At 74.3% G+C, this 18,968-nt stretch carries 20 protein-coding genes; 10 read left to right on the forward strand and 10 right to left on the reverse strand.

Features of this window, described 5'->3' with window-relative positions; genetic code table 11:
• Positions 1–233: 233 nt before the first annotated feature.
• Both AB0J24_RS05875 and AB0J24_RS05880 read left to right on the forward strand, forming a co-directional pair.
• Complete coding sequence (locus tag AB0J24_RS05875) at positions 234–686, forward strand: hypothetical protein (protein WP_358676044.1); 453 nt, start codon at positions 234–236, stop codon at positions 684–686.
• Between the two features lie 79 nt (positions 687–765).
• Entirely contained in the window at positions 766–1,260 is a 495-nt protein-coding gene (locus tag AB0J24_RS05880; RefSeq protein ID WP_358676046.1) for a ferritin-like domain-containing protein, read from the forward strand.
• 54 nt (positions 1,261–1,314) lie between these two features.
• Here AB0J24_RS05880 and AB0J24_RS05885 read toward each other — a convergent pair whose 3' ends face one another.
• Positions 1,315–2,379, reverse strand: a complete 1,065-nt coding sequence (locus tag AB0J24_RS05885) for an aminotransferase class V-fold PLP-dependent enzyme (RefSeq protein WP_358676049.1) — start codon at positions 2,377–2,379, stop codon at positions 1,315–1,317.
• Positions 2,380–2,416: 37 nt separating this feature from the next.
• Here AB0J24_RS05885 and AB0J24_RS05890 point away from each other — a divergent pair, with 37 nt between their 5' ends.
• Both AB0J24_RS05890 and AB0J24_RS05895 read left to right on the forward strand, forming a co-directional pair.
• A complete protein-coding gene (locus tag AB0J24_RS05890) occupies positions 2,417–2,827 on the forward strand; it encodes a secondary thiamine-phosphate synthase enzyme YjbQ (RefSeq protein WP_358676051.1) in 411 nt (136 codons plus the stop codon).
• 80 nt (positions 2,828–2,907) lie between these two features.
• Positions 2,908–3,672, forward strand: a complete 765-nt coding sequence (locus AB0J24_RS05895; RefSeq protein ID WP_358676053.1) for a hypothetical protein — start codon at positions 2,908–2,910, stop codon at positions 3,670–3,672.
• Between the two features lie 35 nt (positions 3,673–3,707).
• On the opposite strand, the gene AB0J24_RS05900 is transcribed toward AB0J24_RS05895, so the two are convergent.
• A complete protein-coding gene (locus AB0J24_RS05900; RefSeq protein ID WP_358676055.1) occupies positions 3,708–5,465 on the reverse strand; it encodes a proline--tRNA ligase in 1,758 nt (585 codons plus the stop codon).
• Positions 5,466–5,635: 170 nt separating this feature from the next.
• Between AB0J24_RS05900 and AB0J24_RS05905 the strand changes: the two genes are divergently transcribed.
• The gene (locus AB0J24_RS05905) at positions 5,636–6,055 is read left to right on the forward strand and encodes a PPOX class F420-dependent oxidoreductase (RefSeq protein ID WP_358676057.1); all 420 of its coding nucleotides are present in this window, start codon (positions 5,636–5,638) and stop codon (positions 6,053–6,055) included.
• A 3-nt stretch (positions 6,056–6,058) separates the two neighbouring features.
• Here the strand turns inward: AB0J24_RS05905 and AB0J24_RS05910 are convergent, their stop codons facing one another.
• Together AB0J24_RS05910 and AB0J24_RS05915 are read right to left on the reverse strand one after the other, a co-directional pair.
• Complete coding sequence (locus AB0J24_RS05910; RefSeq protein ID WP_358676059.1) at positions 6,059–7,189, reverse strand: homoserine O-acetyltransferase; 1,131 nt, start codon at positions 7,187–7,189, stop codon at positions 6,059–6,061.
• 13 nt (positions 7,190–7,202) lie between these two features.
• The gene (locus tag AB0J24_RS05915) at positions 7,203–8,513 is read right to left on the reverse strand and encodes a bifunctional o-acetylhomoserine/o-acetylserine sulfhydrylase (protein ID WP_358676061.1); all 1,311 of its coding nucleotides are present in this window, start codon (positions 8,511–8,513) and stop codon (positions 7,203–7,205) included.
• A 494-nt stretch (positions 8,514–9,007) separates the two neighbouring features.
• Between AB0J24_RS05915 and yaaA the strand changes: the two genes are divergently transcribed.
• A complete protein-coding gene (gene yaaA / locus AB0J24_RS05920) occupies positions 9,008–9,757 on the forward strand; it encodes a peroxide stress protein YaaA (RefSeq protein ID WP_358676063.1) in 750 nt (249 codons plus the stop codon).
• A 109-nt stretch (positions 9,758–9,866) separates the two neighbouring features.
• On the opposite strand, the gene AB0J24_RS05925 is transcribed toward yaaA, so the two are convergent.
• Positions 9,867–10,337: a hypothetical protein gene (locus tag AB0J24_RS05925; RefSeq protein ID WP_358676066.1), complete on the reverse strand. Its 471-nt coding sequence runs from the start codon at positions 10,335–10,337 to the stop codon at positions 9,867–9,869.
• A 320-nt stretch (positions 10,338–10,657) separates the two neighbouring features.
• Here AB0J24_RS05925 and AB0J24_RS05930 point away from each other — a divergent pair, with 320 nt between their 5' ends.
• Positions 10,658–11,566, forward strand: coding sequence for an RIO1 family regulatory kinase/ATPase (locus tag AB0J24_RS05930; RefSeq protein WP_358676069.1), 909 nt, complete (start codon positions 10,658–10,660; stop codon positions 11,564–11,566).
• Positions 11,567–12,163: 597 nt separating this feature from the next.
• Positions 12,164–13,396 carry a DEAD/DEAH box helicase gene (locus AB0J24_RS05935; protein ID WP_358676450.1) on the forward strand — a complete coding sequence of 411 codons (1,233 nt, stop codon included), beginning with the start codon at positions 12,164–12,166 and terminating at the stop codon, positions 13,394–13,396.
• A 22-nt stretch (positions 13,397–13,418) separates the two neighbouring features.
• On the opposite strand, the gene AB0J24_RS05940 is transcribed toward AB0J24_RS05935, so the two are convergent.
• Together AB0J24_RS05940 and AB0J24_RS05945 are read right to left on the reverse strand one after the other, a co-directional pair.
• Entirely contained in the window at positions 13,419–13,859 is a 441-nt protein-coding gene (locus AB0J24_RS05940; RefSeq protein ID WP_358676072.1) for a lipopolysaccharide assembly protein LapA domain-containing protein, read from the reverse strand.
• A 148-nt stretch (positions 13,860–14,007) separates the two neighbouring features.
• Positions 14,008–14,475 (reverse strand): GNAT family N-acetyltransferase, encoded by a 468-nt coding sequence (locus AB0J24_RS05945; RefSeq protein ID WP_358676075.1) that lies wholly within the window; start codon positions 14,473–14,475, stop codon positions 14,008–14,010.
• Positions 14,476–14,528: 53 nt separating this feature from the next.
• Here AB0J24_RS05945 and AB0J24_RS05950 point away from each other — a divergent pair, with 53 nt between their 5' ends.
• Complete coding sequence (locus AB0J24_RS05950; RefSeq protein ID WP_358676078.1) at positions 14,529–15,920, forward strand: mycothione reductase; 1,392 nt, start codon at positions 14,529–14,531, stop codon at positions 15,918–15,920.
• Here AB0J24_RS05950 and AB0J24_RS05955 read toward each other — a convergent pair.
• Positions 15,917–16,726, reverse strand: coding sequence for a lysophospholipid acyltransferase family protein (locus AB0J24_RS05955; RefSeq protein ID WP_358676081.1), 810 nt, complete (start codon positions 16,724–16,726; stop codon positions 15,917–15,919). The two genes, AB0J24_RS05950 and AB0J24_RS05955, sit on opposite strands and share 4 nt — an antisense overlap.
• Before the next feature lie 289 nt (positions 16,727–17,015).
• Between AB0J24_RS05955 and AB0J24_RS05960 the strand changes: the two genes are divergently transcribed.
• On the forward strand, positions 17,016–17,480 hold the full coding sequence (locus tag AB0J24_RS05960; RefSeq protein WP_358676084.1) for a peroxiredoxin: 465 nt from the start codon (positions 17,016–17,018) through the stop codon (positions 17,478–17,480).
• Between the two features lie 43 nt (positions 17,481–17,523).
• On the opposite strand, the gene map is transcribed toward AB0J24_RS05960, so the two are convergent.
• A complete protein-coding gene (gene map / locus AB0J24_RS05965; RefSeq protein ID WP_358676087.1) occupies positions 17,524–18,381 on the reverse strand; it encodes a type I methionyl aminopeptidase in 858 nt (285 codons plus the stop codon).
• Between the two features lie 149 nt (positions 18,382–18,530).
• Positions 18,531–18,917, reverse strand: coding sequence for a DUF3054 domain-containing protein (locus tag AB0J24_RS05970; RefSeq protein ID WP_358676090.1), 387 nt, complete (start codon positions 18,915–18,917; stop codon positions 18,531–18,533).
• Positions 18,918–18,968 lie beyond the last annotated feature (51 nt).

An 18,968-nucleotide genomic window follows, 5' to 3' on the forward strand; every position in this document is an offset into this window, starting at 1 on the left:
GCGGCCGGGCATCCCGCTGCGCGGCGTGTCTCGGAGACGGCACCGTCCGGCTCGGGCGGACGCGGACGACGGCAGGGGACGGCCCAAGAGCTTAGCGCGTCCGATCCGGGCACCCGCGGTCGCGGTGCCGCACCGGTTCCGCCGGTCCGTACCCACCCGGTCGGTGACGACGGGGCCCACCTCGGCTGGCAGCATGACCCTTCGTGAGGGACCGGAGGCATGCGGTGGCGGGTGTGACCGGACCGGTGCTCGGCCGCCGCCGGCTGCTGGTCTCGGCCGCCGCGGTCGTCGCGCTGCCCCCGGTGCTCGCGGCCTGCTCCCCCGGCACCGACCGGCGGGCCGACGCGAGCGAGGCGCTGCTGGCGATGGCCGACGCGGCCCGGCGCGACGCCGCGCTGGTGGCCGCCGCCGTGACCTCCGACCCGGCACTGGCCGGCCGGCTGGAACCGCTGCGCGCCGCACGCCTGGAGCACGCCGCGGCGCTGGACGAGGCGGGCGGTCGCCCGCCCGGAGCCGCACCGGTCCCCGCGACCCCGCAGGCCGCCGACGTCGCCGCGGTCCGGGACTCCGTCGACGGGTCCGCCCGCACCGCGAGCGAGGTGGTGATCGAGGCGTCGGCACTGCAGGCCGGCCTGGTCGCCGAGGTCGCCGCGTGTTGCGCCGCGTACGTCGTGGCCCTGCAGTGAGCAACAGCACTGCAGCGAGCGACAGGGCTGCTGCGAGCGACAGCACTGCACCGAGTCGCAGGAGAGCAGGAGGCACCCGGTGAACCGGCATCTCGTACCCGCCCAGGACGGTGGCGGTCAGGACGGCACCGAGCAGCCGTCGGCCCAGGTGGCGAAGGAGGCACTGCAGCGGTCGCTGGCCGGTGAGCACGCCGCGATCTGGGCGTACTCGACGGCGCTGGCGTTCCTGCCGCCGGACGCCGCGAGCAGGGCCAGGACCGAGCTCGAGGCGCACCGCACGCTGCGCCGCGAGGTCAGCGAGGCGCTCACCGAGCTGGGCGAGCGGCCGGTCTCGGCGCAACCCGCCTACACCCCGCCGCAGCCGGTCGTCGACGAGCTGTCCGCGAGCGCGCTGCTGGTCACCGCCGAGACCGACGCCGCTGCGGCCTGGCGGTCGCTGGTCGAGCGTGCGCCCAGCCGGGAGATGCGGCAGGCCGGACTCACCCGGATGATCGAGTCGACGGTGCGGTGCGCGTTCTGGCGTCGTGCGACCGACCGGAGCCCGGCGATCCCGGTCTTCCCCGGGCGGAGCTGACCACGACGCCGGCTGCGCGGCGCCGGGCCGTTCGATCGCACGACGGCCGGACCGTCAGCCGCACACCGCCGCCGCGGCCAGCTCGACGTCGTCGGCGGTGTTCGTCAGGTGGAACGCCAGCCGGGCCGCGCCGTCCCGGACGGCGGCGGTGATCCCGGCGCGGGCCAGCCGCTCGGCGGCACCGTCCGCCCGAACCGCGACGATCGCCGATCCGGTCGCCGGCATGTCCAGGCGCTCGCGCAGGGCGTCGGCCAGCCCGGCGCAGTGCGCCCGCAACGACTCCGGATCGAGCGAGGCCAGCCACGGCACCGAGACGGCGGAACCGACGTGCGCGAACCACACCGGTGACTCCTCACCGCCCGCCGGGCCGGGGCGGGCAGGCGGATCAGGGGTGTACAGACCACCACCCCACCGGTCCCGGGTGCCGTACCAGCCGGCACCGTGCCGGACGACCTCCGGCCAGCACCCGCCCGGACCGTCCACCCAGGTCGGCCGCTGGGCCAGCCAGGCGCTGCCCCGCGGCCCGAGCAGCCACTTGTACCCGGCCCCGACCACGGCGTCCGCCCGGTCGAGCCGCAGCGGCAGCCAGCCGGCGGCCTGGGTGACGTCGAGCAGCAACCGGACCCCGTGCCGCTCGCGAGCCTCGAACAGCGCGTCCAGGTCGGCGATCCGGCCGTCCGCGGACTGCACCACCGACACCGCGACGAGATCGTGTCCCGCGGCGTGCGCGGCCACCTCCTCGAGGGGCACCTCGGTGATCCGGACGCCGCGGTTCGCCTGCAACGCGAACGGCCGGGTCACGCTGGAGAACTCGCCGGCCGCGACCAGCACCCGGGCGCCGTCCGGTACCGCGGCGGCGAGCGGGCCGAGCAGGCCGGACACCGTCGCGCCCTGGGCGACGTCGGCGACCGGCACCCCGGTGATCGCGGCGAACCCGGCCCGGGCGGCCTCCACGGCGTCGTCGAAGTCGCGGGGCGAGGACCTGCCCTCCGCCCATGCCCGGACGGCGGCGGCCACCGCGTCGGACGCGTCCCGTGGGGGGACGCCGATGCTCGCCGTGTTCAGATAACCGGGGCGGCGGGGCAGCTCACGCCCGAAGACCGTCACCGTGCTCTCCACGCTGCCCGACCCTATCGGTGGTCCTAGGGTCGGGAGGGTGCACAGTGAGCTGATCGAGATCCGGACCGGTTCCGAGGAGGCCGTGGTCGACCTGACGAGCCGGATCGAGCGATTTCTGGCCGAGGCGGGCGCAGGCGACGGGCTGCTCAACATCTTCGTCCCGCACGCGACGGCCGGGATCGCCGTCATCGAGACCGGCGCGGGCAGCGACACCGACCTGCTGGCGCAGCTGCGCGAGCTGCTGCCCGCCGACGACCGTTGGCGGCACCGGCACGGCAGTGCCGGGCACGGGCGGGACCACGTGCTGCCCGCGTTCGTGCCGCCGTCCACGACGATCCCGGTCGTCGGCGGGCGGCCTGCCCTCGGGACCTGGCAGTCGGTCTGTCTGGTCGACACCAACGTGGACAACCCGACGCGGTCGGTGCGCCTGTCGCTGCTCGCGGGGTGAGGCGACCGCCGGACGACCCGGCGCCGCCGCCCGGCGGCGGACCGTCGGCGGTCCCCGGCCGCTCACCGTAGGCTGCGCCGGTGAATTCCGGCGCGTCGACGACCGGGCGTCCGGGTGCAGCCCCGCAGGGCCACCCGGGTGAGCCCGTTCCCCCTAGCGGCGCACGCCGGCTCCGCCCGGTTCTGGCCGGGCTGGTCGCGGTGCTGCTCGTGGCGGGCACGGTCGCGGCGCTGACCGGGGTCGGCGACTCCCCCGCGGCTCCGGTCACCTCCGTCCCGCCACCCACGGTCGCGCCGCCGGACACGTTCGCCGTGACACCACCCGACGGGTGGACGTCGGTCTCCGCGCCGGCTGGTCCGCTCGACGTGTTCGGGGTGCCCTTCACCCGCCTCGCCGAGGTGCCGCCGTTCGCGGCGGGCGAGTGCCCGGCCGATCCGGCACCGCGCGGGGTCGCCGCGGCCGCCCTGGTCGCCGTCCCGGCCGGGACGAGCATCGAGGAGGCGGCCCGGGCGTTCGCCCGCGGCGCGGGCGAATCCGCCTACGCCGGCGCCGCCCCGCAGGTCGCGGTCGGACCGGCCGGCCCGCGGCCCGGGCCGGACGACGCGGAGGACGGCATCTGGGTCGAGGCGACCGTGCGCACCGACGGGACGGCTGCCGGCCGGCCCGGCTGCCGGGCCACCGACGGCGCCGTCGGGGTGCTCGCGGTGCCGCGGGCCCAGGCCAGGGACGGCTCTACCGGGGTCGCGATGCTGGTCGTCGTCACCGACATCGGGGGCGGGCCGGGCGCCCCGGTGAGCCGGGACGCGCCCGCTGAGCTGGCCTCGTCGGCGGTCCGCCCGGGCTGAGTCCGGCGCGACGCCCGCATCCGGTCCCGCCCGGTTCAGGCCCCGCGGACGACACCGGCGACGTGCTCGGCGACACCCGCCCGGGCGATCTCCGTCCGCTCGCCGCTCGCCCGGTCCTTCAGCTCGACCTTGCCCTCGGCCAGCCCCCGCCCGACGACCACGATCGTCGGCACCCCGATCAGCTCGGCGTCGGCGAACTTCACCCCCGGGGACGCCTTGCGGTCGTCCAGGACGACGTCCAGGCCCAGGGCCTCCAGCTCGGCGGCGATCTCCTCGCCGCCGGCCAGCAGCTCCGCGGACTTCCCCGCGACGACGACGTGCACGTCGTAGGGGGCGACGGTGCGCGGCCAGACCAGGCCGTGCTCGTCGTGGCTCTGCTCGGCGATCACCGCGACGAGCCGGGACACGCCGACGCCGTAGGAGCCCATCGTGATCCGGACCGGCTTGGAGTCCGGGCCCAGCGCGTCGAGCCCGAACGCGTCGGTGTACTTGCGGCCGAGCTGGAAGATGTGCCCGATCTCGATGCCGCGGGCCGCCTCCAGCACGCCCTGGCCGTCCGGCGACGGGTCGCCGGCTCGCACCTCGGCGGCCTCGATCGTGCCGTCCGGGACGAAGTCGCGCCCGCAGACCAGGTCGACGACGTGGTGGTCGGCCTTGTCGGCGCCGGTCACCCACGCGGTGCCGGTCACGATCCGCGGGTCGACCAGGTAGCGGATCCCGTTCGCGGCCAGCGCACCCGGCCCGATGTAGCCCTTGACCAGGAACGCGTTGCGGGCGAAGTCGGCCTCCTCGAGCAACTCGACCTGGGCGGGTTCGAGGGACGCCCCGAGCCGCTTCATGTCGACCTCGCGGTCACCGGGGACCCCGACGCCGAGCAGTTCCCACTCCGCCGACCCCGGCTGCTTGATCTTGACCAGGACGTTCTTCAGGGTGTCGGCCGCGGTGAAGGTCCGGCCGTCGCCGGTCTCGGGATGGGAGTTCAGGTAGTCGACCAGGCTGGCGATGGTCGGCGTGTCCGGCGTGTGGTGCACCTGCGCGGCGGGCAGGCCGTCGAGCGGGATCGCCGGGGGCGCGGGCGTCGTCACGGCCTCGACGTTCGCCGCGTAGCCGCCGGGGCCCCGGACGAAGGTGTCCTCACCGGTCGCGGACTCGGCGAGGAACTCCTCCGACGCCGACCCGCCCATCGCACCCGACGTCGCCGCGACGATCACGTAGTCCAGGCCGAGCCGGTCGAAGATCCGGATGTAGGTGTCGCGGTGCTTGCGGTAGGACTCGGCCAGGCCCTCGTCGGACAGGTCGAACGAGTACGAGTCCTTCATCAGGAACTCGCGGCCGCGCAGGATGCCCGCGCGGGGCCGTTCCTCGTCGCGGTACTTGGTCTGGATCTGGTAGAGCACGACCGGGAAATCCTTGTAGGACGAGTACTCGCCCTTGACCGCGAGCGTGAACAGCTCCTCGTGGGTGGGCCCGAGCAGGTAGTCGGAGCCCTTGCGGTCCTTGAGCCGGAACAGGTTGGGGCCGTACTCGGTCCACCGGTTCGTCGTCTCGTACGGCTCGCGCGGCAGCAGCGCCGGGAACTGGATCTCCTGGCCGCCCATGGCGTCCATCTCCTCGCGCACGACGGCCTCGATGCGGCGGAGCACCCTGAGGCCGAGCGGCAGCCAGGAGTAGACGCCCGGGGCGACGCGACGGACGTAGCCGGCGCGGACCAGCAGCTTGTGGCTGGGCACCTCCGCGTCGGCCGGGTCCTCACGCAGGGTGCGCAGGAACAGCGACGACATCCGGGTCAACACCCGGAGCAGCGTAGCGACGCCCCGCACGCCGCTCCACGCCGGTTCTCCTCCGGCTCCCGCACCGGGTCACCGCGTCGGCCCGGGATCGGAGGTCGGTGCGGACGGCACGAACCCGTGCGAACCCGCCGTGCGGGGAACACGGTGGACGCGAGGGGTGGTTGGGTGGGGGTATGGGTGAGGAACAGCACGAGCTGCTCGAGAAGGCGAAACAGGGCACTCTGGCGACGATCAAGCGGAGCGGGATGCCGCAGCTGTCCCCCGTCACGCCGCACTACGACCGGGCGGCCGGGACGATCCGGATCTCGATGACCGAGGGCCGGGCGAAGACCGCGAACCTGCGCCGGGACCCGCGCGCCGCGTTGAGCGTGGAGAGCGCCGACGGCCGGGCCTGGGCGACCGCCGAGGGCCCGGTGGAGATCGTCGGTCCGGACGACTCGCCCGACGGGCCGGCCGTGCAGGCCCTCGTCGACTGGTACCGGGACGCCGCGGGCGAGCACCCCGACTGGGACGAGTACCGCCGGGTCATGGTCGACGACCGGCGGGTGCTGGTCACGATCCGGGTGCAGCGCGTCTACGGCGAGCGGGTCTGACGCTCAGGAGTTCAGGAGTTCGGTGAGCAGCCGGGCCACGGTCGGGGTCTCGACCAGGAACCCGTCGTGACCGTACGGCGAGTCGATCACTTTGAGCGGCTCGGCGTTCGGGATCCCGGCGGCCAGCTCCTCCTGCTCGGCGAGCGGGTAGAGCCGGTCGGAGGTCACCCCGGCCACGAACGTCCTGGCCCGCACCCGGGCCAGCGCGGAGGCGATGCCACCGCGGTCCCGGCCGACGTCGTGGTGGTTCATCAGCTGGGTCAGCCGCACGTAGGACGCGGCGTCGAACCGGTGCACCAGCTTCGCCGCGTGGTGGTCCAGGTAGGACTCGACGGCGTAGCGGCCGCCGTCGAACGGGTCCTCCGTGCCCTGCGGGTCGCGGCCGAACCGGGTCGCCAGTTCGTGTCCTGACCGGTAGCTCAGGTGCGCGATCCGACGGGCGATCCCCAGCCCGCGCCACGGCCCTTCCGGCAGCAGATGGTAGTCGCCGCCGTGCCAGTGCGGGTCGGCCCTGATCGCCTCGATCTGCGGGTTCGCCCAGCCGATCTGGTCCGCCGAGGAGGCCGCGGGGCCGGCCAGCAGGAACAACCGGTCCACCCGGTCGGGCTCGGTGGCCGCCCACTCCAGCGAGCGCATCGACCCCATCGAGCCGCCGATCACGCAGGCGAACGCGTCGATGCCCAGCGCGTCGGCGAGGTACTGCTCGGCGGCCACCGTGTCCCGCACGGTGACCACCGGGAACCTGCTCCCCCACGGCCTGCCGTCCGGCGCGGTGGACGCCGGGCCGGTGCTGCCCTGGCAGCCGCCGACCGCGTTCGGTGCGACGACGAACCACCGGGCCGGGTCCAGCGGCCCACCCGGTTCGATCAACCCGGGCCACCAGCCCGCCGTCGGATGTCCCGGACCGGCGGGCCCCTCCAGGTGGGTGTCGCCGGTCAGGGCGTGCAGCACGAGGACGGCGTTCGACCGGTCCGGGGCGAGCTCACCCCAGGTCTCGTACGACAGCCGCACCGCGGGCAGCTCGCCGCCCGCCTCCAGTTTCAGCGGCGTGGGCAGGTCGAGGAACCGACGGCGTCCGGGGTCGTCCCCCTCCCGCCACGCACCGGTGGCGGGAGGGAGCGGCGTGTCTCTCACGTCCAATAGAAGATCAGGCGCCCTTCGACGCGCGGAAACCGGCTTCCAGGTCCGCCTTGATGTCCTCGATGCCCTCCAGCCCGACCGACAGCCGGACCAGGCCCGGGGTGACGCCGGAGGCCAGCTGCTCCTCGGCGGACAGCTGGCTGTGCGTGGTGGACGCCGGGTGGATCACCAGGCTGCGGACGTCGCCGATGTTGGCGAGGTGGCTGTGCAGCTCGAGAGCGTCGACGAACTTCTTGCCCGCCTCCACCCCGCCCTGCAGCTCGAAGGCCACGATCGCACCGCCGCCGCGGGGCAGGTAGCGCTGCTGCGCGGCGTGCCACGGGGAGGACTGCAGGCCGGCGTAGTGCACCTTCTCGACCTCGTCGCGCTGCTCCAGCCACTCGGCGAGGGCCTGCGCGTTCTGGTTGTGCCGCTCGATCCGCAGCGACAGCGTCTCGATGCCCTGGATGATCAGGAACGCGTTCTGCGGGGAGATCGCCGGGCCGAGGTCGCGCAGCAGCTGCACGCGGGCCTTGATGATGTAGGCGATCGGCCCGACGGCGTCGGTGAACACGGCGCCGTGGTAGCTCGGGTCCGGGGTGGTGAGGCCGGGGAACTTCTCCGCGTTGCCGACCCAGTCGAACTTCCCGGAGTCGACGATGATGCCGCCGATCGAGGTGCCGTGGCCGCCGAGGAACTTGGTCAGCGAGTGCACGACGATGTCGGCGCCGTGCTCGATCGGGCGGACCAGGTACGGGGTCGGGACGGTGTTGTCCACGATCAGCGGGACGCCGGCGGCGTGCGCGACGTCGGCGACGCCGGCGATGTCGAGGATGTTGCCGCGCGGGTTGCCCAGGGTCTCGCCGTAGAGGAGCTTGGTGTTCGGCCGGATCGCCGCGCGCCACTCGTCGAGGTTGTCGGGGTCGTCGACGAAGGTGACCTCGATCCCGAGCTTCGGGAACGTGTAGTGGAACTGGTTGTAGGTGCCGCCGTAGAGCGAGGCGCTGGAGACGATGTGGTCCCCGGCCTCGGCGATGTTCTGCACCGCGAGGTGCTGAGCGGCCTGCCCGGAGGCGACGGCGAGCGCCGCGGCACCGCCCTCCAGCGCGGCGACGCGCTGCTCCAGCACGTCCTGCGTGGGGTTCATGATCCGGGTGTAGATGTTGCCGAACTCGGCGAGCCCGAACAGGTTCGCGGCGTGCTCGGTGTCCCGGAAGGCGTAGGACGTCGTCTGGTAGATCGGGGTCGCCCGGGCACCGGTGGTGGGGTCGGGGGCGGCACCGGCGTGCACCTGCTTGGTCTCGAACGACCAGGAAGCGGTCTTGTCGGGGTCGGTCATGAGGAAACTCCTGGGTATCGGCCGTCACCGTCGGCGGTCGGGGGCCGGTCCGTGCGGGCCGGCGGGATGGCGCCTGCGGCGTCGGCGGTCGGGTCGGCGGAGGGATACGGCCGTGCGCTCACGCACCGCCGATCGGGCACGAGGTCAGCGACAGGGGCGACAGGTCGCGCTCGTGATCCGCATGCAGTCGACGTGGAGGCGCGCCACGAGGCAGGTCACGCCCGGAAACCTAGTCCGGTACTCCGTCCGGCACAACGCCCGGACCGGGTGCGTCCGCACAGCTCGGACCGGGCGCATCGGCACAGCCCGGGCCGGGCACCTCGGCACAGCCCGGGCCGGGCACCTCGGCACAGCCCGGGCCGGGCACCTCGGCACAGCCCGGGCCGGGCACCTCCGCACAGCTCGGACCGGGCACATCGGCACAGCCGGACCGGGCACATCGACACAGCCCGGGCCGGCGTCGCGTCCGTGGCGGGCCACTAGGGTGGCGAGCCGTGCTCGTGCTGCTTCCGCCCTCCGAGACCAAGCGTCCCGGTGGGGACGGCGCCCCGCTGGATCTCGCGGCGCTGTCCCACGACGCGGAGCTGGGGGCCGTCCGCAAGGAGTTGTGCGACGAGCTGGTCGCGCTCGCCGCGGACCGTCCCGTCGCCCGGGCGGCCCTGGGCGTCTCGCAGCGACAGGATGCCGAGATCGAGCGGAACGCGGCGCTCTGGAGCGGTGCGACGCTTCCGGCGCTCGACCGCTACACCGGCGTGCTCTACGACGCGCTCGACGCCGGCTCGTTCACCCGGGCCACCCGGGACCGCGCCCGGTCCCGGCTCGCGGTGTGCTCGGCGCTGTTCGGGCTGCTCGGCGCCGACGACCCGATCCCGGCGTACCGGCTCTCGGCGGGCTCGAAGCTGCCCGGTTCGGGGACGCTCGCGGCGCGCTGGCGGCCGGTGCTCGATCCGTTGCTCGGCCGGATCTCCGGCGGCGAGCTGGTGGTCGATCTCCGTTCCGGCGGTTACGCGGCGCTGGGTGCGGTGCCGGGCGCGGTGACGGTGAACGTGCTGGCCGAGCGCGCCGACGGGTCCCGGTCGGTGGTGAGCCATCACAACAAGGCGCACAAGGGCGGGCTGGCGCGATTGCTGGCGACCTCGCGGGCCGAGCCGGCCGACGCCGGGGCCGTGGCCCGGATCGCCCGCCGGGCCGGGCACACCGTGGAACGGACCGGCGACCACCTGGACCTGGTGCTCCCGGCCTGATCCGGGCCGCCAGCAACGCCTGAGATCGACGCCCGCGATCGACTCGGCCCGGTCGGCCCGGTGCCGGTCGACCCGGTGCGGTCGGCCCGGTGCAGTCGGCCCGGTGCCGTCAGCTCAGCGCGGTGACGGCGCCGACCGCGAGCGCGCCGAACGCGACCCCCCAGACGACGATGGTGACGACCTGCCAGATGATCACCTGCTGCCGGTTCAACCCGGCCGCGACCATGGCGAAGGCGGTGATGGAGATGGCCATCAGGGTCGGCGCGGCCAGCGACGCGATCGGCACGCCGTAGCGGTCGACCCGGGCGAGCAGCTTGCGCCGCCGCTCGCTCTGCGGACGCTGCCCGCCCTTCGTCAGACCCCGGCGCGCCCGGTCGCCCAGCCACACCGCGGCGGCCAGCGCGATCAGGTTGCCGATCACGGCCGCGGTCACCGCGAGTACCACCGGCATTCCCGCCACGACACCGATCCCGGCGCCTACATAGGACTCCAGGAAGGGCACGATCCCGATCGCCAGTACGGCGAGGACCTGCACCAGCGGGTGCAGGGTGTCGACGAACACGTTCAGCTGCTCGATCATGCCCCGATCCTCCCGGTTCCCCCGATCGCCCGGAACGTCCGGTTGTCATCGGCGCACCGCAGCGTTGCACGGATCAGCAGTGACAGATGTCAGGCGGCTGTCAGGCGGCCCGGAAAACCGGTGGCACCGATGCCCGGGCTGCGCGAACGTGTCCGGAGCCGGAGGGACCGGCGTGTGCCGCGCAGGGACGAGGAGGTGCGTACCGATGGCCCCCGCCCCCACCCGGGCGCGCACCGTGCGCCCGCCACGCCCGTCCCCGCCTCGCGGCTGACCCGGCAGCGCCGGAGCCGCGTGGCCCCCGCTGCCCTCCGGAGCCCCACGTGCACTCGTCCCGACCGACCGAACCCGTCCGCCGTCGCCGCCGCCGGTTCGACGACGACGAACCCCTCCCCCACCGACCGCTCGGCCCGGCGTCCGAGGTGGACGGTCGTACCGTCTCCCCGGACGCACCGCCCGAAGGCGACCGCTGGAGCACCTGGCCGTCCGTCCCGGCGGGCTCCCGCGGGCCCCGGCCGTGGCCGTCCTGGCTCGTCACCGATGCCGGCGCGGTCGACCACGAACGCGGTGTGCTCAAGACCGGCAAGGAGGCCGACGTCCACCTCGTCGAGCGCGGCCTTCCCGGCCGGCCCGGCGTGCTGCTGGCGGCCAAGCGCTACCGCGACACCGACCACCGGCTGTTCCACCGCGACGCGGGTTACCTGGAGGGGCGCCGGGTCCGCCGGTCCCGGGAGAACCGGGCGATGGCCCGCCGCACCGCCGTCGGCCGGGAGCTGATCTCCACCCGCTGGGCGGCGGCCGAGTTCGACGCACTGGGCCGGCTGCACGAGGCCGGCGCGTCCGTTCCGTACCCGGTGTCGGTCGCGGACACCGAGGTGCTGATGGAGTTCCTGGGGACCCCCGACGGGGTGGCAGCGCCGCGACTCGCCGCGCTGCGGCCCGACCCGGCCGCGCTCGCCGCGCTGTGGGCCGGGCTCGCGACCTCGCTCGGCGTCCTCGCCGACCTCGGCCACACCCACGGCGACCTGTCCGCCTACAACGAGCTGGTGTACGACGCCCGGCCGGTGCTCATCGACCTGCCGCAGGTGGTGGACGTCGTCGGGAACCCGCAGGGCCCGAGCTTCCTCGAACGGGACGTCCGCCGGATCGGTGAGTGGTTCACCGCGCGCGGCCTCGATCCGGACGCACCGGCGGAGCTGCTCGGCGAACTGCAGGATCGCGTCCGGTCCTGATCGCCGGGCCGTGACACCGCTCACGCCCCGCCCCCGAGGAGCGACACCGCCGTGTGCGTGCCGGGTGGCGGGGCGTACCGTGGCTGGACGAGCGCCCGGCCCGAGCCGCCGGGCCGAGCCTTCCCATCACGGAGCGCGCGCCGCGAGGACGCCGAGCCGCGCCCGGGCCCGTCGGCCGAGCACCCGTCACCGAGGTCTCCGCAGGACGTGCCACGTCACGCGAGGAGACCTGTGACCAGGCCCCAGTTCCGCCCGCCGTCGTCCGACGCCGGTCAGTCCACCGACGCACGACCGCCCCGCCGCCGCGCCTCCCGGCCCGCCGGGTCGGCGGCCCCCGCCCCCGACCGCGCCCCGGTGGGCGGTGAGCGTCCCGGCCGCGCGGCCCGCGGCGCCGCACGACGCACCGACGCCGAGCACCCTCGCGGCGCCCGCACCGAGGGCAACCGCGCCCGCGGCGCCGACGCCCCGGCCCGGGCCGCCGGCCCGAACCGGAGACGCCGCGGCAAGGGCTCCGGCGCCCCGCAGCAGTCCCGCGGTCCTGCCGGGCCGGCGCGCACCGCCGCCCCGGAGGTCCAGTGGACGGCACCCGAGTCGGGCATGCCGTCGTTCGCCGAGCTCGGGTTGCCCGAGGCGCTGGTCAAGGCACTCGCCGACGAGGGCTTCACCGCGCCGTTCCCGGTGCAGGCGGCGACCCTGCCGGACACCCTCGCCGGGCGTGACCTGCTCGGCCGCGGCCAGACCGGCTCGGGCAAGACGCTCGCCTTCGGGCTGGCGCTGCTCGCCCGGCTCGCCGGTGACCGGGCCCGTTCCCGGATGCCACTCGGGCTGGTCCTCGTGCCGACCCGCGAGCTCGCGACCCAGGTCGTGGACGTGCTCACCCCGCTGGCCGGGCCGGTGAACCTGCGGCTCGCCACCGTCGTCGGCGGGTTGTCCATGTCCAAGCAGGTCGCCGAGCTGCGCCGCGGCGTCGACCTGCTCGTCGCCACCCCGGGCCGGCTCGCCGACCATCTCCAGCAGGGCACCTGCGACCTGTCCGAGGTCACCGTCACCGCCCTCGACGAGGCGGACCGGATGGCCGACATGGGCTTCCTGCCGCAGGTGCGGTCGATCCTCGACCGCACCCCGTCCGACGGCCAGCGGCTGCTGTTCTCCGCGACCCTGGACGGCGACGTCGACACCCTCGTCCGCCGCTACCTCACCGATCCGGTGACCCGGTCGGTCGCCCCGGCCACGGCGAGCGTCGACACGATGGAGCACCACGTGCTCGTCGTCGGCTCGGACGACCGGGCCCGGGTGATCGCCGAGATCGCCGCCCGGGAGGGCCGCACGATCCTGTTCGTGCGCACCAAGCACGGTGCCGACCGGATGGTGCGTGTGCTGCGCCGCCAGGGCGTCGCCGCCGGGCCGTTGCACGGCGGACGATCGCAGAACCAGCGCAACCGCGCCCTCGACGACTTCCGGTCGGGCGAGGTGCCGGTGCTGGTCGCGACCGACGTCGCCGCCCGCGGCATCCACATCGACGACGTCGGGCTGGTCGTGCACGTCGACCCGCCCGCCGACCCCAAGGCGTACCTGCACCGTGCCGGGCGGACCGCCCGGGCCGGTGAGGACGGTGTGGTCGTCACCCTGTCCACCCCGGAGCAGAAGCCCGAGGTGGACACCCTCACCCGGCAGGCCGGGGTCAAGCCCGAGGTGGCGCGGGTCGGACCGGGGCATCCGGATCTGGTCCGGGTGACCGGGTCGCGCGAACCGTCCGGCGAGCCGATCCCGACGCCGCGCAGCCAGCAGCCCGCACCGGCCAGGGGCCGCGGGCGGGGCAGGCGGCGCTAGCTGCCGGCCCGGGGCCCGGGGGCTAGTGCTTCCGGGCCTCGCGCCGCAGCTGCAGGATCCGGCCGGTCCCGGGGACCGCGACCAGCAGGATCCCGGCGATCGCCGCGAACAGCAGCGCCACACCGGTCGGCAGGGTCCCGCTCAGCCACAGGAAGTTGATCACCACCGGTGTGGTGTTCTGCACGATGAAGACCAGCAGGAAGATCAGCACGACCGCGGAGAGGATCAGCGCCGCCCACAGGGCGCCGATCCGGGTCTGCGGGATGGCGCGCCGCTCCGTCGTGCTGTCGTCGCCGTCGGGCTGCAGGTCGGTGGGCACGGCCACCGTCGGCTGCTCGGAGGGTTCGAGCTCGGTCGACGTGTCCGGGACCCGCAGCGCCGGATGCGTCGCCGGGTCCGCGGTGGGATCCTCCGGCCCGACCCGGCCCCACGCGGGTCGCTCGCCGCGTCGCTCGTCGCTCATCGATCCCCCTCCCGATCGTTCTCACCCGGGAGTATCGCCTACGACCGGCCGGCCACGGCCCCGACGCGCGAGCATGATCGCGACCCGATCCGAGGACAGCGGGTGCCGGTCGCCGAACGCGATCCCGAACCCGGCGCACCCACCGCCGTCAGGGCCGCGACCGGCTCATCGGCACGTGCGGGATCCCGTCCTCGGTGAACGGCTCCCCCGCGACGACGAACCCGTGCCGTGCGTAGAAGGCGGCCTGCGCCTGCTGGGCGTCCAGTACGCAGTGCCCGTCGCCGACCTCGGCCAGCGCGGCCTCCATCAGCCGGTGCCCGAGACCCCGGCCGCGGGCGTCGCGCCGGGTGCAGACCCGGCCGATCCGGTAGCCGCCACCGGCCTCCTTCAGCAGCCGCAGGGTGGCGAGGATCTCGATCTCCCCGTCGCGTTCGGCGGCCAGCCAGTAGTGCCGGGTCCGCTGTTCCAGGTCGCGGCCGTCGAGCTCCTGGTAGGGGCAGTTCTGCTCGACGACGAACACCTCGGTGCGCAGCGCGAGCAGCGCGTAGAGGGTGCCGGTGTCGAGATCGGGCGCCCAGCTGCGGCGCACCGTGGCGCCCGTCGTGTACACGGTCACCTGCCCTGGGTACCAGACCGCGGAGCCACCACGGAAGCGACTAGCCTCGCACTGTGTCCCACCACGATCTGGTCGTCATCGGCACCGGCTCCGGCAACACCTTCCTGGACGAGCGGTTCGCCGACCTGGACGTGGCGCTCATCGAGCACGGGGTGTTCGGCGGCACCTGCCTGAACGTCGGCTGCATCCCGACCAAGATGTACGTCTACGCCGCCGACGTCGCCGAGACCGTCCGCCGCGCGCACACCTACGGTGTCGACGCGAGCATCGACAAGATCCGTTGGGCCGACATCCGGGACCGGGTGTTCGGCCGGATCGACCCGATCTCGGAGGGCGGCCGGGAGTACCGCGTCGAGCGCAGCCCGAACGTCACCGTGTACTTCGGGCACGCCCGGTTCACCGGTGAGCGTGAGCTCGCCGTCGACCGGACCGACGGCTCGGGCACCGACGTCGTCACCGCGGACCGGGTGGTCGTCGCCGCGGGATCGCGACCGAGCATCCCGCCGGTGGTAGCGGCCTCCGGTGTGCCGTTCGAGACCTCGGACACCGTGATGCGGATCGACGCCGTCCCGCGGCGGCTCGCGATCCTGGGCAGCGGGTTCATCGGCAGCGAGTTCGCGCACGTGTTCTCCGCGCTCGGCGCCGAGGTCACGGTGATCGCCCGGGGCCCGCGGCTGCTGCGTCACCTCGACGACACGATCTCCGAGCGCTTCACCGAGATCGCCGCCGCCCGCTGGGACTGCCGGCTCGGCCGGCAGGTGAGCGCGCTGTCTGGTGACGGGACCGGCGGCGGCGGTGAGGTGACGATCACTCTCGACGACGGCTCCGAGGTCGTCGCGGACACCCTGCTGGTCGCCACCGGCCGCATCCCCAACGGGGACCGGATGGACCTCGACCGGGCCGGGATCACGATGCACGCCGACGGCCGGGTCGCCGTCGACGAGTTCCAGCGCAGCGTCTCCGCCGAGGGGGTCTGGGCGCTCGGTGACGTCAGCTCGCCGCACCAGCTCAAGCACGTCGCCAACCACGAGGCGAAGATCGTCGGCCACAACCTGAGCCGTCCGGCGCAACTGCGCGCCACCAACCACGATCTCGTCCCGTCCGCGGTGTTCACCGAGCCGCAGATCGCCGCCGTCGGTCTCACCGAGGCCGAGGCGCGCGAGCAGGGGCTCGACGTCACCGTGAAGGTGCAGAACTACGGCGACGTCGCCTACGGCTGGGCCATGGAGGACCGCACCGGCCTCTGCAAGATCATCGCGGAGAAGGGCACCGGGCGGCTGCTCGGCGCGCACATCCTGGGCCCGCAGGCGTCCACCCTGATCCAGCAGCTGATCCAGGCGATGGTGTTCGGACAGGACGCGCGGTCGCTGGCCACCGACCAGTACTGGATCCACCCGGCGCTGCCGGAGGTCGTCGAGAACGCCCTGCTGGGCCTGGAGATCTAGCTCGCCGCGCGCTCCGCCGGATCGACCGGGTCGCCCGGTGTGCCGGGGCGGTCGGCCTGCTCGGGGTCGTACGGCGCGGCCGGCCGGGTCTCCTCGCGCAGCCCCTCCAGCAGCGTCGTGACCTCGTCCATGATCTTCTTGGTGGCGGCGTCGAGCGTGCTGCGGGTGAGCGGGCGGTCCGCGAACTCGGACAGGTCGACGGGCGGGCCCAGCGCGATGCCGATCCGCTTGCGCGGGCGGAAACGCGGGCGGCCCTCGGCGGGCAGGAAGTCCTGGGTGCCCCAGTTGGCCATCGGGATCACCGGTACGCCGGAACGGAGTGCGATCCGGGCGACACCGTTCTTCGGCTTCATCGGCCAGCCGTCCGGGTCGGCGGTGTAGGTGCCCTCCGGGTAGACGGCGACGATCTCGCCCCGCTCCAGCGCGTCGATCGCGCCGGCGAACGACTCGGTCGCCCGCTTCGAGGCCCGGTAGACCGGGATGTGCCCGCCCCCGCCGAGCACCCACTTCACCACCGGCACGCTCCACAGCTCCGACTTGGCCATGAACCGCGGCATCCGGCCGTGCGTCGTGCCGAACGCGATGTCGAAGATCGGGTCGGAGAACGAGACGTGGTTGGCCACCAGCAGCGCGCCCCCGGTCCGCGGCAGGTGCTCACCGCCGCGCCAGCCCAACCGGGTGCCCCACACCACGAACGGCCAGATCACCGCGATCGCCAGGCCGAACCAGAACCCCGACCCGCGACGGCGCCGCCGCAGTGTGGCCGCGATCCGCTGCCGCACCGTCAGCTCCGGTGGCATGCCCATCGTCCGTGCTCCTCGCATCCGGTCTCCCCGCCCGGTCCGGTCGTGCCGGGGGCGCACGCCATTCTGGTCACCGGGCGGCCGCCGGATCCACCGGGCCCGGCCGGTCGGCCGGGTCCGGGCAGCGGTGCCGGTGAACCGGCACCCCCGGCGAGGATCCGCGGGTGGTCCGGCCCACACACGACGCCGGCGGGCGGCGCGGCGCGCGGGATGGGAAGCTGATGATCATCGCCCCGGAGACCCCCGCCGGGACGAACACGGGGCGAGCCCCCATCCGCCACGAGGAGACATCATGGCCGTCGGCGATCTCGCGACCGACTTCGAACTGCCGGACGAGACCGGCACCCCGCGCAGGCTGAGCACCCTGCTCTCCGACGGGCCCGTGGTGCTCTTCTTCTACCCCGCCGCGATGACGACCGGCTGCACCCAGGAGGCGTGCCACTTCCGGGACCTGTCCGCGGAGTTCGCCGAGCTGGGCGCGCAACCGGTCGGGATCTCCAGCGACCGGGTGGACAAGCAGGGCATGTTCGCCGCCGCCAACGCACTGTCGTTCCCGCTGCTCTCCGACGCCGACCACGCCGTGGCGAAGTCGTTCGGGGCGTGGCGGGCCTGGCTTCCGGGGCACTTCCACACCCGCCGGCGGACGTTCGTGATCGACACCGACCGACGGATCCTCGCCGAGATCGGCTCCGAGACTGCGATGAACCGGCACGCCGACGACGCCCTCGCCGCGCTCCGCGCCCACCGGGCCGCCTGAGCTCGTCCCGTCCCTGCTGCGACGGCCGCGGCGGGGGACGCGCTCAGGGGAGGGTGAGGATCTCCGCGCCGTCGTCGGTGACGACGATCGTGTGCTCGAACTGCGCGACCCACGACCTGTCCCGGGTGACGACGGTCCAGTCGTCGTCCCAGGTGTCGTGCTCGATCCCGCCGAGGGTGATCATCGGCTCGATGGTGAAGGTCATCCCCGGTTCGAGGACCGTGTGCACGTCGGGCTGGTCGTAGTGCAGCACGACGAGCCCCGAGTGGAACTCGTGGCCGATGCCGTGACCGGTGAAGTCGCGCACGACGCCGTAGCCGAAGCGCTTGGCGTAGGACTCGATGACCCGGCCGACGACGTTCAGCTCCCGCCCCGGGCGGACCGCCTTGATCGCCCGCATGGTGGCCTCACGGGTGCGCTCGACGAGCAGCCGGTGCTCCTCGGCGACGTCGCCGGCCAGGAACGTGGCGTTGGTGTCACCGTGCACACCGCCGACGAACGCGGTGACGTCGACGTTCACGATGTCGCCGTCGTTGATCACCGTGGTGTCCGGGATGCCGTGGCAGATGACCTCGTTGAGGCTGGTGCAGCAGGACTTGGGGAAGCCGCGGTAGCCCAGCGTCGAGGGGTAGGCGTCGTGGTCGACGAGGAACTCGTGGACCACGCGGTCGATCTCGTCGGTGGTGATGCCGGGCCGGACGGTCTCCCCCGCCAGCCGCAGCGCCTGCGCGGCGATCCTGCCCGCGTGCCGCATGAGCTCGATCGTCTCGGGGGTCTGCACGTCGCCGCGGCGGCTGCGCGCCGGGGACGGCTTGCCGACGTACTCGGGCCGCGGGATGTGTGCGGGCACCTCGCGGATCGGGGTCGGCGTACCGGGGACGAGCAACGTGCGGGTGGCCATGCGTTCCATCGTATGCCTCGCCGCGCGGCGCCGACCGGGCCGCGGGTGTGACCTGGGAACGGTCTCCTGCCCGGAGGCGAGGTCCGCCCGACGACGGCAGGCCCGCCGCCGGTCCAGGGCGGGCGCGCGGTCGCTGCGACCCGGCCCGATCAGCCGTGGGACGGTTCGCGCGGCCCGCGCAGCCGGGCCACCACCCCGGCCAGCACCCGCCAGCCGAGCAGCAGTACCGCCAGCGCCACCACCGCGACGACGGCGAACGACAGCGGCAGCCGCCCCAGGAAGCCCAGCCGCAGCACGAACCCGATGCCCACGCTCAGCGCGAGCACCACGAACCCGGCCCGCAACGAGGTGGGTGAGGACCGCACCCAGGGCGTCGCCCAGGCGGCGGCGGCGCCGATCAGGAACGGCAGCGCGGTGCCGGCGAGGCCGACGAGGCTGTCCGCCTCGGCGTGGCTGATCCGGCCGACCGCGGCGAACACGACGACGGCGACGAGATCGGCTGCGAGCGCCAGGGCGGGGATCCGGCTCGGGTGCACGCCGACCAGCGTAAGTGGCGGGGCAAGGGACGGCGTGCGAGCGACCCTCCC

This window comes from Pseudonocardia sp. NPDC049635, from assembly GCF_040659795.1.
Classification (GTDB): domain Bacteria; phylum Actinomycetota; class Actinomycetes; order Mycobacteriales; family Pseudonocardiaceae; genus Pseudonocardia.